The sequence below is a fragment of the Stappia sp. genome (assembly GCF_048268045.1).
Lineage (GTDB): Bacteria > Pseudomonadota > Alphaproteobacteria > Rhizobiales > Stappiaceae > Stappia.
Map to the genome: position 1 here is coordinate 76,646 of NZ_JBLWWG010000006.1, position 13,109 is coordinate 89,754.

Genomic DNA, 13,109 nt, shown 5'->3' on the forward strand with positions numbered 1-13,109 from the left:
CACCCACGACAAACCACTCAGAAAGGGATCCCTCATGGCGCTTGCCGACATTCTCATGCTCGGTCGCATGCTGCCGGTCGTCGAAGAGACGCTTGCCAGCCGGTTCACCGTCCACAAGGTCGGCCGCGATGAGGTCGCCTCCCTCGATCCGGGCCTTGCCGCGCGGATCGCGGGGGTTGCCTGCGGCGCGCATGTCCCGGTCGACGCGCCGCTGATCGACCGGTTGCCGAAGCTTGAGATCGTCGCCAACTTCGGCGTCGGTTACGACAGCGTCGACGCCGCCCATTGCGCCTCGAAGGGCATCTGCGTCACCAACACGCCGGACGTCCTGTCGGAAGAGGTCGCCGATACGGCGCTCGGCCTGCTGCTGATGACGGCGCGCGAGCTCTCGGCCGCCGAGCGCTACCTGCGCGCCGGCAACTGGGTGGGCAAGGGTCCCTATCCGCTGACCGCCGGCACGCTGCGCGGGCGCAAGCTCGGCATCCTCGGTCTCGGGCGCATCGGCAAGGCGATCGCGCGCCGCGCCGAGGCTTTCGGCATGGAGATCCACTACCACGGACGCAGCCGGCAGGCGGATGTCGCCTATCCCTATCACCCGACTCTGGCGGGCATGGCCGAGGCCTGCGACACGCTGATGGTGGTGGCGCCGGGCGGCGCGTCGACGCGCGGCATCGTCGACGCCGGGGTGCTGAAGGCGCTCGGGCCGCAGGGCATCGTCATCAATGTCGGGCGCGGCACGGTGATCGACGAGCCGGCGCTGGTCGCGGCGCTGGCCGACGGCACGATCCTGTCGGCCGGGCTCGATGTCTTCGCCGAGGAACCGAAGGTTCCGCAGGCGCTCATCGACATGGAACGCGTCGTGCTGCTGCCGCATGTGGGATCGGCCTCGCGCCACACCCGCGATGCCATGGGCCGGCTCTGCGCGGAGAACCTGATCTCCTGGTTCGAGACAGGCCAGCCGGTGACGCCGGTCGCCGAAACCCCCTTCGAGCGGAAAGTCTGAACAAGCTTAACGGAGTGTTAAGGCGTCCCTTGCACACTGGCAATCTGCGAGCGCGCCTCCTGCGCGCCCGCCTTGTCAGGAGGGTACGTCATGCGACAGGATGCGAGGGAACGGCTCGGCAGGGTCGGCGCGGTCTTGTCCTTTGCGCTGTTCTCGCTGCTTTTCTTCGGCACGGCGGTCACCTTCTCGGGGCCGCTTGAGCGCTCGGTTGCCGGATCGTGGCACCTCCTCGACGAGGTGAGCGGCAAGGGCTGTCGTCTTGAGCTGCGCACCGCCGTCCATCCGGCGGCCGTCTCCGCGCCGGCGTTTCGCGTCGATGCCGGCAATTGTCGCGGCGTCTTGCCGGGTGCCGCGGACATCGCCGCCTGGAAGGCGCTTCCCGAAGGCGGCCTGTTGCTCGTCTCCGGGGCCGGCGACACGGTCGCCGCCTTCGACGTGGGCGAGCTGGACGGGTTGATCTCGGTCGCGCCGAGCGGTGTGTTCCTGCTTTTGACGCCCGAGCATCCGATGGCGCTTTCGGCGCTCATTCCGGCAGCCAGCCCGCGTATGTGACCAAAAGAGGCGGTCCGGGCGCGATCACCGCGCCCGGCCTTTGCCGCCGTCAGGGCGTTTGCGTGCCGAGGAATTCCTCCATGCGCTTCAGCGCGCGGGAGATGTTCTCCGCCGAATTGGCGTAGGACAGGCGGATATACCCTTCCCCGAGAATGCCGAAGTCCGGCCCGCCGATCACCGCCACGCCGGCCTTTTCCAGCAGCGCGCCGGCAAGCGGCTTCGCCTTCCAGCCCGTCTCCTTGATGTTGGGGAAGGCGTAGAAGGCGCCCATCGGCTCGCGCGCGGAGACGCCTGGCAGCGCGTTCAGCCCCGTGACCACCAGCTTCCGCCGCTTGTCGAACTCGGCCATCATCTGCGTCACCGCGTCCTGCGGCCCGGTGAGCGCGGCAAGGCCGGCGAACTGCGCCGGCGCATTGACGCAGGACCAGCAGTTGACGGCGAGCTTGCGCGCCTTGTCGAGCAGCGCCTGTGGCCACACGGCATAGCCGAGCCGCCAGCCGGTCATGGCATAGGTCTTGGACCAGCCGTCGAGCAGGATCAGCCGGTCGCGGATCTCCTCGTAACCGTAGAGCGAGCAGTGCTGCGCGCCCTCATAGGTCATCTGTCCGTAGATCTCGTCGGAGAGGATGGCGATGTCGGGTCGTCCGGCGAGGCCGGCGACGAGCTTGTCGATCTCGGCCTTGGGGGTGACGCCGCCGGTCGGGTTCGCCGGCGAGTTGAGGATCACGAGCCGGGTGTTCGGCGTCAGCAGCGAGAGCGTCTCCTCGGCGGAGAAGGCGAAGTCGTTCTCCTCGCGGATGGGGATCGGCACCGGGTTGGCGCCGGTGAACTCGATCATCGAGCGGTAGATCGGGAAACCGGGATCGGGATAGAGGATGTCGGCGCCGGGTTCGCCGAACATCAGGATCGCCATGAACATGGTGACCTTGCCGCCCGGCACGATCACCACCTTGCCCGGGTCGACGGGCGCGCCGGTGCGTTTTTCCACGTCGGCGGCGACGGCCTCGCGCAGCGGCAGGATGCCGGTTGCCGGCGTGTAGCCGTGCTCGCCGTCGCGCAGCGCCTTCACCGCCGCCTCGACGATGTGGTCGGGCGTGCGGAAATCGGGCTGGCCGATGCCCAGATTGATGATGTCGCGGCCCTGGCCGGCAAGCTCGGTCGCCCGCGCCAGCACGGCGAAGGCGTTCTCCTCGCCGATTCGGGTGAAGGCCTCGATGGTTTTCAGCATTGTTCCTCCCGCCGGACGCGCGATGCCGTCGCGCGACCCGGATTTGATCGTGATATCGTCTTTCGTGTTTTAGCCGGGCACGCGGGCGTGCGAAACTCCCCGCGCGCCGCCTGATGGCGGCGGACGCGCGAAAGAGGAGGAACAGCCCGGATGCCGGAGGAAATCGCCGTCGTTCATGTGGATACGCCCGTGGGCATCCTCGAGGTCGCCGAGCGCGACGGGGCGGTCGTACGTGTTGGCTGGGGGCGCAGCCGCGCGCCGGACGAGACAGCGCTGCTGGGCGAGGCGGTGCGCCAGCTTCATGCCTATTTCGATGGTGCGCTGAAGAGTTTCGACCTGCCGCTGAAGCCCGCGGGCAGCGCCTTTCAGCGGCAGGTCTATGACGAGATGCTGGCCATTCCCTATGGCGAGACACGCACCTACGGCGAGATTGCCAAGCGGCTTTCCACCCACGGCCAGCCCATCGGCCAGGCGTGCGGCGCCAATCCGATCCCGGTGATCATACCCTGCCACCGGATCCTCTCGGTCACCGGCCTTGGCGGCTATTCCGGGCGTGGCGGGCACGACACCAAGATCGCCCTGCTGCGGCTCGAGGGCGGCTATCCCTTCCTTGTCTAGGCGTCGCGCGCCGGCGCCTTTCCCAAGCGCTTTGCCAAGCGGCGAAGTTTTCTGTAGTCCGGTGGGCAAGACACCCCATATCCTCGGGCAACGGCCGCTTCCGCGCACAGGCTGCGGGCGGCACCCCCAGGTCGAACACGTTCAGGCAGGCCAATGACCCTTTCCCAGGACAACAAGATCCCCGTCACCGTGCTGACCGGCTATCTCGGTGCCGGCAAGACGACGCTTCTCAACCGTATCCTCACCGAGGCGCACGGCCGCCGCTACGCGGTCATCGTCAATGAGTTTGGCGAGATCGGCATCGACAATGATCTTCTCGTCGAATCGGACGAGGAAATCTTCGAGATGAACAACGGCTGCATCTGTTGCACCGTGCGTGGCGATCTGATCCGCACCGTCGAGAACCTGATGAAGCGCAAGGGCTCCTTCGACGCGATCCTGGTCGAGACGACCGGCGTCGCCGATCCGGCTCCCGTCGCCCAGACCTTCTTCATGGACGACGATGTGCGCGCCAACGCCAAGCTCGACGCGGTCGTCGCCGTCGTCGATTGCCGCCACGTGCTGCAGCGTCTCAAGGATACCGAGGAGGCGGAGGACCAGATCGCCTTCGCCGACGTGATCGTGCTCAACAAGACCGACCTCGTCACCGCTGACGAGCTGAAGGCGGTGGAGACACGGATCAACACCATCAACCCCTATGCGGTGCTGCATCGGGCGGAGCGCTGCAATGTGCCGCTCGACGCCGTGTTGAACCGGGGGTCCTTCGACCTCGAGCGCATCCTCTCGCTCGACCCGCACTTCCTCGCGGAGGACGACCACGATCACGTCTGCGGCCCCGATTGCGACCACGATCACGATCATGGCCACGACCATCATCACGATCATGGCCATCACCACCATGACCACGATCATCATCACGACCACGATGCGCCGCATTCGGTGAAGAGCGTGTCGATGACGACCGGCGAGCTTGATCCGGAAGTGTTCTTCCAGTGGATCGGCGCGGTCACCCAGACACAAGGGCCGAACATCCTGCGCCTCAAGGGCATCATGGCGTTCAAGGGCGATCCGCAGCGCTATGTGGTGCAGGGCGTGCACATGATCATCGAGGGCGATCACCAGCGCGACTGGAAGGACGGCGAGGAGCGCCGCAGCCGTCTCGTCGTGATCGGCCGCGAGCTCGATTTCGAGGCGCTGGAAACCGGCTTCAAGGCCTGCGAGGCCGACTGAGCATGGTGACGGTCGCTCCCCTCGATCCGGGGTCCTATGTTGTTTCCGCGAGCTTCCTGAACGACACGCCCGCCTTTGCGCTGGGCGACGGCACCGTGGTGCTGCTGGGCGCGGAGGGCGAGAAGCGGGTGCAGGTTCATGGCGGCGGGCTTCTCGCCGCCGCGCGCACGCAGCCGGGCGATGCGCTGGTCACCGGCGGCGATGACGGAAAGGTTTGCCGACTTACTGCCGAGGGCGTCGTCGAGATCGTCGCCGATCTTCCGCGCAAGTGGATCGATCTGGTCGCCTGCGGACCGCAGGGCGCGGTCGGCTTCGCCGCCGGTCGGGTTGCCTATGTGGTTGCCGGTGCGGGCGCGCCGAAGGAGTTCCCGCAGGGGCGCGCCGTCGGCGGCATCGCCTTCGCGCCCAAGGGGCTTCGCCTTGCCATCGCCCGTTACGACGGGGCAACGCTGGTCTGGGTCAACGCCAGCGGCGCGCCGCAGGACCTCGAGTGGAAAGGCGCGCACACCGGCGCCGCCTTTTCGCCGGATGGCAAGTATCTGGTCACCACCATGCAGGAGAACGCGCTGCACGGCTGGCGGCTTGCCGACGGGCAGGACATGCGCATGACCGGCTATCCGTCGAAGGTGAAGTCGATGAGCTGGTCGGCGCGCGGCCGCTATCTGGCAACCTCGGGGGCCAATGCCGCGATCTGCTGGCCGTTCTTCGGCAAGACCGGCCCGATGGGCCAGCAGCCGCTGCAGCTCGGGGCACGCTCCGACCAGATCGTCACCCAGGTCGCCTGTCATCCCGGCGAGGAGGTGGCGGCCATCGGCTATCAGGATGGCATGGTTCTGGCGGTTCGCTTCGGCGACGCCCAGGAAGTGCTGCTTCGCCGGCCGGGGGCCGGTCCGATCAGTTCCTTGTGCTGGGACAAGGGCGGCCTGCGCCTCGTCTATGGCAGCGAGGCGGGCGAGGCGGGTGTCATCTCGCTTTAGGGCGAAGGCATCGAAGAGGGCGAAAGAGGAGAGGAACAGCGGCATGATCGGACGAAGTGTCTTGATCCTCGTCGCGCTCCTCGGCGGGGCGACGACCTCGCAGCTTCCCGAATTCGCGCAGCAGTACCGGCAGCGTCTTGGCGGGGCGATCGATGCGCTTTCGCAGGTGGTCGACGAATTTCGCGAGGATGCGCGGGCCAACGGCCTGAGCGCCGACGAGGCGGTGATGGTGCTGTCGAGCGCGTCCGACCGCCTTGTGCGGGCGCGGGGCGAGCGCATGGGCCATACCATGGCGCGGCTTTCGCGCCTGGAGACCCAGCGCGCGGCGTTCAATTCCGCCGGCCCCTTCGCGCGGCTCGCGGTGCTTGGCGAGAACATCGATCCGGATCTCGCCCGGGCCACCCTTTCGGATTTCGAGCCCGCCGTGCCGGTCACCTCGGAAGGGGCGATTTCAGCTGGCGGCGGGTTTCTCACCGTGCTCTTCGGAGGCGGTCTCATGGGACGGGCAGTGCGGCGCAGACGTCGCTCGGCATGATGCGGCGCGCTTTTCGGCGGCCGCGATCGGGAGGTGTGAATGGACACGCTCAGCAGGATGCGCTGCTTCCTGAAGGTCGTCGACGCGGGCGGCTTCTCGGCGGCGGCGCGCGAACTCGGACGGTCCAAGGCGCTGGTCTCCAAATATGTGAGCGAGCTGGAAGACGAGCTTGGCGCGCGGCTCTTGAACCGGACGACGCGGCAGATCTCGATGACCGAGGTCGGCCACGCCTTCTACAAGGAGGCGAACGACATCCTGACCCGGATCGACGATCTCAAGGCCTCGGTGCAGAACACGCATCAGGCCGCGCGCGGTACGCTCAGGGTGTCCGCGCCGCGCTCGATGGGCGATGACTTCATCAACCCGGCGGTGATCGCCTTTCTGGAGAGGGAGCCGGAGATTTCCGTCGACCTTCGGCTCGAGGACCGCTTCGTCGATCTGGTGGAGGAAGGCTTCGACGCGGCGATCCGGGTGTCGGAACTCACCGATTCAAGCCTGATCGCCCGCAAGCTCGCGCCGCTGCGCACCGTGGTCTGCGCTTCGCCGGAGGCCATCGCGCATTTCGGCGAGCCGCATCATCCGCAGGATCTGGCGGAGCGTCCCTGCATCATCGACAACAACTACCGCTTCCGCAACAACTGGCAGTTCGAGGGCGAGGCCGGCCGGTTTTCGGTGCCGGTCACGGGCCGGGTCGAGGTCAATTCGGCCCAGGCGGCGCGTCTTGCCGCTCTGCACGGGCTGGGGTTCCTGCGCACGCCCTATCCCTTCGTTCACTCCGACATCGTCGAGGGGCGTCTGGTCGAGGTGCTGCCGGGCACCCACCCGGACGGCCAGGCGATCCACGTGGTCTATCCGCACCGCCGGCATCTTTCCGGCAAGGTGCGCGCCTTCGTGGACTTTCTCTCCGAATGGTTCGCCGAGAAGCGGCGCGAGGGCCAGATCTGCTGAGCCGGTCGGCCCGCGGCGCTTCGCCCGGGCCTCTTCAGTCGCGTCGTGCGGTCAGCCGTTCTTCCGCAATGCTGTCGGCGACAGCCTGGGTCGGCGTGTCGGTCGCGTCGGCGCGCTCGAAGATATGGGCCAGCGTCGCGCCGATGGCGACCACCTTGTCGCGCACCAGCCTGTCGTCGCCGCCGGGGCTGGCCAGCGCGATGGAGATCACGCCGCCGGCGTTGATCGCGTAGTCGGGCGCGTAGAGCACGCCGCGGGCGCGCAGCGCCGCGTCATGGCGCGGTTCGGCAAGCTGGTTGTTGGCGGCGCCGGCGATGACGGGAGCGCCCAGCTCGGCGATTGTCCGGTCGTTCAGCCCGGCGCCGAGGGCGCAGGGGGCGAAGACATCGGCGGCGACGGCATGGGCCTCGTCGGTGGCGCAGGCGGTGGCGCCGAACTCGGTGACGGCCCGTTCCACCGCCGGAGCGTGGATGTCGGCGACAACGAGCTTGGCGCCGGCCTCGTGCAGACGGCGGGCGACATCCATCCCAACATGACCGAGGCCCTGGACGCAGACCGTGCGGCCCTTGAGATCCTGTGTGCCGAAGCGGTGGCCGAAGGCGGCGCGGATGCCGACGAAGACGCCGAGGGCGGTGTAAGGCGAGGGGTCGCCGAGGCCGGTGGCTCTGGTGCCGCGCACATGGGCGGTGCGGGTTGCGACCTGCTCCATGTCCGCGGCCGTGATGCCGACATCCTCCGCCGTGACGTAGTGACCGCCGAGACGGTCGACGGCGTTGCCGAAGGCCGCGAAGAGCGCGGACGTCTTGTCCTTGCGCGGGTCGGCGAGGATCACGGCCTTGCCGCCACCGAGGTCAAGGCCGGCGAGCGCGTTCTTATAGGTCATGCCGCGCGACAGGCGCAGCGCATCGGTGAGCGCGTCGGCGTCGCTGGCATAGGTCCACATGCGGCAACCGCCAAGCGCCGGGCCGAGGCGGGTCGAATGGACCGCGATGATCGTCCTCAGTCCCGACGCCGCGTCGAAGCCGTGGACGATCTGTTCGTGGCCATCGAATTCCGGGTGATCGAAGACACCGGCGAAAGTCGCCGCGACCTTCGGCGAGAGCGGAGCGTTCATCGTTTCCTCCTCGGGATCTTTTCCTCGCGGATGGCCGCCGGCTCGCGGGGCGAGCTTGTCCCCGGGGGCGCACGGGCTCCTCTGCGCCCGCTTTCGGCGCATCCGCCAATCTCAGGGAAGGATGCGCCAGGTTGTCCGGAATTTGCATTTTTTCGATCCGGAAATCGCACAAGAATTGTTCGTTCTGTTTCGAAATTGTCGAGATTGTCGCGATTTTGTTTCTTGTCTCGCGGCCTGTCCGGCTTCGCCTTGCTGTCGCCGCGAAGAGGGAGAATATGCGCAGGACTGGAGCGTGATCGGTCGGGAAGGGTGGCGAGAATGTTGCGTTGGGTCTCAGGAGCGCTTGTTCTGACGGCGTTGGGCGCGGGCAGTGCGGCGGCGCATCCGCATGTCTTCGTCGAGGCGCGCTCCGAACTCGTCTTCGACGGGGACAAGCGGCTTTCGGCGGTCCGTCACGTCTGGCAGTTCGATGAGGCGTTCACCGCCTTTGCGGTGCAGGGGCTGGATGCGGATGGCGACGGCAAGCTGACCCGCGAGGAGCTGCAGCCGCTGGCGCAGATCAACGTCGAGAGCCTGTCGGAATACGACTTCTTCACCTATCTGACGCAGGGCAAGGCTACGGCGGTCGCTTTCGGCGAGCCGCAGGAATACTGGCTCGACTTCTACGGTGGCCGGCTGACCCTTTTCTACACGCTGCCGCTGGCCAAGCCGCTGGTGATGGACGCCAACACCATCACGCTCGAGGTCTTCGATCCGAGCTATTTCGTCGCCTTCGAGATGTCGCAGGAAGATCCCTTCGAGATGGTCGCGGCGCCGTCCACCTGCTCCCTCGACTTCAAGCCGCCGCCGCCGCTCGATCCGCAGACGGCGACGACGCTGGCGCAGATCCCGGCCAGCGAGCGCGAGATTTCACCCGACCTGATGCAGGTGACGGAGACGCTTTCCAACAGCGCCACTGTGGCCTGCAAGTGAGAGAGAGCCTGCCCTCATGAGATCCTTCAAGCTGCGCGATGTGGCGGTGGCGGTCGCGCTTCTCGCCGTTTTCACCCTGGCGCTGCCGTCCGGCGCGGCGCTGGCGGCGCCTTCGCCCTTCGGCGTCGGTCTGCCGGAGCAAAGCATTGGCCCATCCGGGGTTTTCTCCGGCTTCTTCATGTGGGTTGCGGCCCAGCAGACGGCCTTTTATTCGGCGCTGACGGCGGCAATCAAGGAGATGAAGGCCGACGGCACCGCCGGCTGGTGGCTGATGGGGCTCTCCTTCGCCTACGGCGTCTTCCATGCGGCCGGACCCGGCCACGGCAAGGCGGTGATCTCCTCCTATATTCTGGCCAATGGCGAGACGCTGAAGCGGGGAATTCTGCTGTCCTTCGCCTCGGCGCTGGCCCAGGCGGTGACAGCGATCGTCCTGATAGGGCTGGCCTCGATCCTGCTGCGCATGACCTCCATCGCCATCACTGAAACGACGCGCTGGTTCGAGCTCGGCTCCTATTTCGCCGTCATGCTGCTCGGCGTCTGGCTCGTCTGGCGAAAGATCGTCAGGCCGATGATCCCGGTCCGCCGTCCGGTGGCGCTCGGCGCCCAGGTCGCCTGTGCCGTCGACCACCATCACGCGCACTCTCACGATCACGGCCACAGCCACAGCCACGATCACGCGCATCACGGCCACGATCATGCCCATGACGATCATAGCGGCCACGATCATGGCGGGCATAACCACCACGACCACGCCGGTCATGGCCATGGTCACGCAGCGGAGGACGCCTGCCCGAGTTGCGGTCATGTTCACGCGCCGCCGCCCGAGATGCTGGAGGGCCGGTTCTCGCTCGCCCGCGCCTGGTCGGTGATCCTGGCGGTCGGGCTGCGCCCCTGTACCGGTGCGCTGGTGGTGCTGGTCTTCGCGATTTCGCAGGGTCTCTGGCTCGCTGGCGTCGGCGCCACCCTGGCGATGGCGGTGGGAACGGGCGTGACGGTCTCGGCGCTGGCGACGCTGGCGGTGATGGCCAAGGGCGCGGCGCTCCGGATCGCCGGCGGCGGCGGAGCCCATCGGGTTCACCGTTTCGCCGAGGCGGCCGGCGCGCTCCTCGTTCTGTTCCTTGGCACGTCGCTCTTCGTCGCGGCCGTCGGCTGGGGCTGAGGGCTCCCGGTCGGCTGAACAGGCAACCGCAAGATCAGGCGGCCGCCGCCCTGCGGGCCGTCCTCTGCTCGCGGTGAATGACGTAGAGCCCGGCCGCGACGGTCAGGCCGATGCCGGCTGCGGCGATGCCGTCCGGCAGGTCGCGGAAAATGAGCCAGCCGATCAGCGTCGCGAAGGGGATTTCCAGATACTGCATGGGGGCGAGCGTCGCTGCCGGCGCCAGCCGCAGCGACCACGTCATCAGCAGGTGGGCGACCGTGCCGAGCACGCCGATGGCGAGCAGCAGTGCCAGGCTCCTCGGGGTCGTGGCGAGCTCGTCGAGCGCTCCCGAAAGGCCGGTTTCCCAGCCGAGCGCGCCGGCAACCGCGATGGACGGACCCAGGATCAGAACGGCGACGACGCCGCTCACCGCCTGGAGGGCGATCGGGTCGGTGGCCTTGGCGACCTGCCGGGTCACGAGCATGAACAGCGCGAAGGCGGCGGCCACGGCCAGCGGCAGCAGCGCGGGGGCGCCGACCTCCGCGTAGTTCGGCCGGATGACCAGCAACACGCCGATGAAGCCGACGAGGCAGGCGCCCAGCCTGTAGGGGCCGACATCCTCGCCGAGAACGAACTTGCCGAGCAGCAGCATCATGAACGGCATGACGAAGGCGATCGCGATCGCATCGGCCAGCGGCAGGAAGCGCAGCGACAGGAACATGGCGGCGATGCCGATGATGTGCAGCACGGTGCGCAACACGGTCAGGCGGAAGGTGCGCGGGGGCATGGCGAGGCTGAGCCGGCTCGCCCAGGCGAGCGGCACCAGGATCACGGCCTGCATGAGGAAGCGGGCGAGGATCATGAGCCCGAGCGGCAGCGTCTCGCCCAGGATCTTGGCGACGGAATCGCCAAGCGGGGCAAGGATGCAGAAGCCGAGCATGAGCAGCATGCCGACAAGCGGCCGATCGGAAATCATCCTGTCACCTTAGGTGCACGGCGAGCGCAAGGAAAGCCTCCAGGTTGTACCCCGGTTGCATGTCGCGGCCGCTGGCGATGCGCGGGGTTGGTCACCGCGCCGAAAAGGCGGAGTTTCAGGCGGGGGGAACCGGCTGCCCGTCGCGGCCGAGCTCGATGGGCTCGCCATGCGGTGTGGCGGCCGCCGCACGCTCCCACGCCTGCCTGCGGGCCGAAAGGCGGTCGGGCGTGGTCACCGAGCGGGCGGTGACGATGCGCTCCAGCGCCACCAGCCAGTGGCTGTAGTAGCTGTCGCCGCAATCGGGATCGCCGGCTGCCTGCGCCTCGCGGATCGCGGCGGAGAGCGTTTCGGCCCATTCGCTCCAGGTGAACAGCCCCTGCTCGTTGAGAGAGACGGCCAGTGCAAAGGCGCGGGCCTCCCAGGGGGCGCTGAAAACCGGTTCGCCCTCGCGGCGGGGCAGGTTGGCGAAGAGTGTCTCGGGCGGATGGTTCACGGGCGCTTCGCTTTCAGGCATGGACAAGATAGGCCTCCCAGAGGTCGGCGCGAACGGACAGGGAAGGGTCGGTGTCCTCTCCCCAGATCTCGGGTCCGTCGAAGGCGACGCCATAGAGCCAGGTCGGGTTCTCGCCGGTGCCGGCGGCGTTGCTGTCGGGAAAGACATGGGCTCCGTGCACCGCCTCGATGACGCCGACATGGCCGCGCAGGTAGCGGGGAATGCGGGTGTGGCCTTGCGGGTGCATGTTGCGGGCGCGTACCCGGTCGCCGACGGCAAAGCGGGCCGGAGCTTGCGGCTCGCGCTCGCTCGGGCCGCCTTTGGCCAGCGCGGCGGCGACGGCCTCGGCGGCGAGAACGCGCTGCGTCGGCCGGCTCGCGTGCAGGCTGCGGCCGGCGTCGATCTCGTCGCGACGCACGAGATCCCGTTCGGCAAGCAGCTTTTCCAGGCCCGCCAGCCAGATCTCGTAGTAGCTGAAGGAGAGGTAGTCGACCGGCGGCAGGCTCTCACGCGCGAACCGCGAGGCATCGAGGCTCCATTCGCCGGTGGCGCCCATGGCAAGCGTCACGGCGAGTGCCCGCCGCTCCCATTCGGCATGAAAGACCGGCTCGTTGGCTTCCGGCACGACCGGGCCGAAGCTCATCATGCCGCCGAGGTCCTGCGCACCGTTCATCGCGCGGCCTCCCCGGGCTGCAGCGCCATGCCGGTGCCGATCATGCTGTCGCGGGTGACAAGCGCTGCAAGCGCTTCCTCGCTCCAGCCCTCGGTGCCCTCGGGGCGCATGGGAATGACGAGGTAGCGGATCTCGGCGGTCGAATCCCAGACGCGGATTCCCGTCTCGTCGGGCAGGGCGACGCCGAAATCGTCCAGAACGCCCCGCGGATCACGTACCACCTTGGCCCGGTAGGGGGCGGACTTGTACCAGACCGGCGGCAGGCCGAGCACCGACCACGGGTAGCAGGAGCACAGGGTGCAGACGACCATGTTGTGTTCCTGCGGCGTGTTCTCGACCGCGACCATGTGCTCGCCCTGGCGGCCGGTGTAGCCGAGCGAGGCGATGGCCGCCGTGGCGTCGCGGCGAAGCCAGTCGAGGAACTCCGGATCGCTCCAGGCCCGTGCGACCACATGAGCACCATTGTGCGGCCCGACCTTGGTCTCATAGGTCTCGATCAGCACGTCGAGCGCCTTGGGATCGACGTAGCCCTTTTCGACCAGGATCGATTCCAGCGCTCGCACACGGGCATCGGTGGGCGAGATCTCCGACCCGTGGTCGTGGTCATGGTCGTGAGAATGATTGTGCGAATCATGTGCCATGGGCGGCCTCT

Annotated in this window: 15 protein-coding genes; 9 read left to right on the forward strand and 6 right to left on the reverse strand. The window is 67.8% G+C overall.

The window, feature by feature from the left end; genetic code table 11:
• Window positions 1-34: 34 nt before the first annotated feature.
• Together ACN0WF_RS11250 and ACN0WF_RS11255 are read left to right on the forward strand one after the other, a co-directional pair.
• Complete coding sequence (locus ACN0WF_RS11250; protein ID WP_417772914.1) at window positions 35-1,003, forward strand: 2-hydroxyacid dehydrogenase; 969 nt, start codon at window positions 35-37, stop codon at window positions 1,001-1,003.
• A 90-nt stretch (window positions 1,004-1,093) separates the two neighbouring features.
• Window positions 1,094-1,555 carry a hypothetical protein gene (locus ACN0WF_RS11255; RefSeq protein WP_417772915.1) on the forward strand — a complete coding sequence of 154 codons (462 nt, stop codon included), beginning with the start codon at window positions 1,094-1,096 and terminating at the stop codon, window positions 1,553-1,555.
• A 49-nt stretch (window positions 1,556-1,604) separates the two neighbouring features.
• On the opposite strand, the gene ACN0WF_RS11260 is transcribed toward ACN0WF_RS11255, so the two are convergent.
• Window positions 1,605-2,783, reverse strand: coding sequence for a pyridoxal phosphate-dependent aminotransferase (locus ACN0WF_RS11260; RefSeq protein WP_417772916.1), 1,179 nt, complete (start codon window positions 2,781-2,783; stop codon window positions 1,605-1,607).
• A 150-nt stretch (window positions 2,784-2,933) separates the two neighbouring features.
• On the opposite strand from ACN0WF_RS11260, the gene ACN0WF_RS11265 reads away from it, so the two are divergent.
• From ACN0WF_RS11265 to ACN0WF_RS11285, 5 genes are all read left to right on the forward strand, one after another.
• Complete coding sequence (locus ACN0WF_RS11265; protein ID WP_417772917.1) at window positions 2,934-3,401, forward strand: methylated-DNA--[protein]-cysteine S-methyltransferase; 468 nt, start codon at window positions 2,934-2,936, stop codon at window positions 3,399-3,401.
• A 153-nt stretch (window positions 3,402-3,554) separates the two neighbouring features.
• Window positions 3,555-4,631 (forward strand): CobW family GTP-binding protein, encoded by a 1,077-nt coding sequence (locus ACN0WF_RS11270; protein ID WP_417772918.1) that lies wholly within the window; start codon window positions 3,555-3,557, stop codon window positions 4,629-4,631.
• A 2-nt stretch (window positions 4,632-4,633) separates the two neighbouring features.
• Window positions 4,634-5,608 carry a WD40 repeat domain-containing protein gene (locus ACN0WF_RS11275; protein ID WP_417772919.1) on the forward strand — a complete coding sequence of 325 codons (975 nt, stop codon included), beginning with the start codon at window positions 4,634-4,636 and terminating at the stop codon, window positions 5,606-5,608.
• A 43-nt stretch (window positions 5,609-5,651) separates the two neighbouring features.
• On the forward strand, window positions 5,652-6,143 hold the full coding sequence (locus ACN0WF_RS11280; protein WP_417772920.1) for a DUF2937 family protein: 492 nt from the start codon (window positions 5,652-5,654) through the stop codon (window positions 6,141-6,143).
• A 39-nt stretch (window positions 6,144-6,182) separates the two neighbouring features.
• Window positions 6,183-7,091 (forward strand): LysR family transcriptional regulator, encoded by a 909-nt coding sequence (locus tag ACN0WF_RS11285; protein WP_417772921.1) that lies wholly within the window; start codon window positions 6,183-6,185, stop codon window positions 7,089-7,091.
• A gap of 34 nt (window positions 7,092-7,125) precedes the next feature.
• Here ACN0WF_RS11285 and ACN0WF_RS11290 read toward each other — a convergent pair whose 3' ends face one another.
• Window positions 7,126-8,205, reverse strand: a complete 1,080-nt coding sequence (locus ACN0WF_RS11290; protein WP_417772922.1) for a Leu/Phe/Val dehydrogenase — start codon at window positions 8,203-8,205, stop codon at window positions 7,126-7,128.
• A gap of 318 nt (window positions 8,206-8,523) precedes the next feature.
• Between ACN0WF_RS11290 and ACN0WF_RS11295 the strand changes: the two genes are divergently transcribed.
• Together ACN0WF_RS11295 and ACN0WF_RS11300 are read left to right on the forward strand one after the other, a co-directional pair.
• Window positions 8,524-9,177 carry a DUF1007 family protein gene (locus ACN0WF_RS11295; protein ID WP_417772923.1) on the forward strand — a complete coding sequence of 218 codons (654 nt, stop codon included), beginning with the start codon at window positions 8,524-8,526 and terminating at the stop codon, window positions 9,175-9,177.
• A 16-nt stretch (window positions 9,178-9,193) separates the two neighbouring features.
• Window positions 9,194-10,336, forward strand: coding sequence for a nickel/cobalt transporter (locus ACN0WF_RS11300; protein ID WP_417772924.1), 1,143 nt, complete (start codon window positions 9,194-9,196; stop codon window positions 10,334-10,336).
• Between the two features lie 34 nt (window positions 10,337-10,370).
• Here the strand turns inward: ACN0WF_RS11300 and ACN0WF_RS11305 are convergent, their stop codons facing one another.
• The 4 genes from ACN0WF_RS11305 to nthA all read right to left on the reverse strand — a co-directional run bounded on the left by ACN0WF_RS11305 (window position 10,371) and on the right by nthA (window position 13,098).
• A complete protein-coding gene (locus tag ACN0WF_RS11305) occupies window positions 10,371-11,291 on the reverse strand; it encodes a DMT family transporter (protein WP_417772925.1) in 921 nt (306 codons plus the stop codon).
• 115 nt (window positions 11,292-11,406) lie between these two features.
• A complete protein-coding gene (locus tag ACN0WF_RS11310) occupies window positions 11,407-11,805 on the reverse strand; it encodes a nitrile hydratase accessory protein (RefSeq protein ID WP_417772926.1) in 399 nt (132 codons plus the stop codon).
• Window positions 11,798-12,457 carry a nitrile hydratase subunit beta gene (nthB, locus tag ACN0WF_RS11315; RefSeq protein WP_417772927.1) on the reverse strand — a complete coding sequence of 220 codons (660 nt, stop codon included), beginning with the start codon at window positions 12,455-12,457 and terminating at the stop codon, window positions 11,798-11,800. The genes ACN0WF_RS11310 and nthB overlap by 8 nt, the downstream gene beginning before the upstream one ends.
• Window positions 12,454-13,098: a nitrile hydratase subunit alpha gene (nthA, locus tag ACN0WF_RS11320; protein ID WP_417772928.1), complete on the reverse strand. Its 645-nt coding sequence runs from the start codon at window positions 13,096-13,098 to the stop codon at window positions 12,454-12,456. Before nthA ends, nthB begins: the two co-directional genes overlap by 4 nt.
• Between the last annotated feature and the right edge of the window lie 11 nt (window positions 13,099-13,109).